At 68.2% G+C, this 604-nt stretch carries 1 pseudogene; it reads left to right on the top strand.

Annotated features, from left to right (window positions below):
* Nucleotides 1-604 (top strand): annotated as a pseudogene (locus A5780_RS41100) (DNA cytosine methyltransferase); the annotation flags it as partial.

The following is a 604-nucleotide window of genomic DNA, read 5'->3' as shown; positions in this document are numbered from 1 at the left end:
CGTTCTGGGCGAGCCCGGCGTGCCCGGAATGGACGGACGCGAAGGGACAGAAACGCTACTTCGACCAGAGCAACCAGTACCGGTTCGACGAGGAACTCGGCATCGTCGAGGATCCGGCGTCCGGGCGCAGCCGGGCGCTGGTCGAGCAGATTCCCCGGTATCTGCGTGCGATGGCCGCGCGCGGCAAGCCGGTGCTGGCCGGGGTGATGGAAAACGTCGTGCAGTGCTGGAAGTGGGACGACCGGCATCGGTGGCTGCGCGAGATCCAGGACCTCGGTTACGAGACCCGGGTCATCGCCCTGAATTCCGCGCACGTGCTGCCGCGCACCTGCCTGCCGGTGCCGCAGTCCCGCGACCGGCTCTACATCGCGTATTGGCTGAAATCGTTGGGGCGGCGGCCGGATTGGGACAAGTGGCTGCGCCCGAAGGCATGGTGCCCGAGCTGCGAGCAGGTCGTGGACGCGATCCAGTCGTGGAAGAAGCCCGGCACGCAGATGGGCCGCTACGGCGTGCGTCACGGCCAGTACGTCTACCGGTGCCCGTCGAAGGCGTGCCGGTACGCGATCGCCGAGCCGATCACCACACCGGCGTCGGTGGCCATCGA

This window comes from Nocardia sp. 852002-20019_SCH5090214 (assembly GCF_001665865.1).
Taxonomy (GTDB): domain Bacteria; phylum Actinomycetota; class Actinomycetes; order Mycobacteriales; family Mycobacteriaceae; genus Nocardia; species Nocardia nova.
This window is presented reverse-complemented; position numbering and strand designations above follow the sequence as displayed.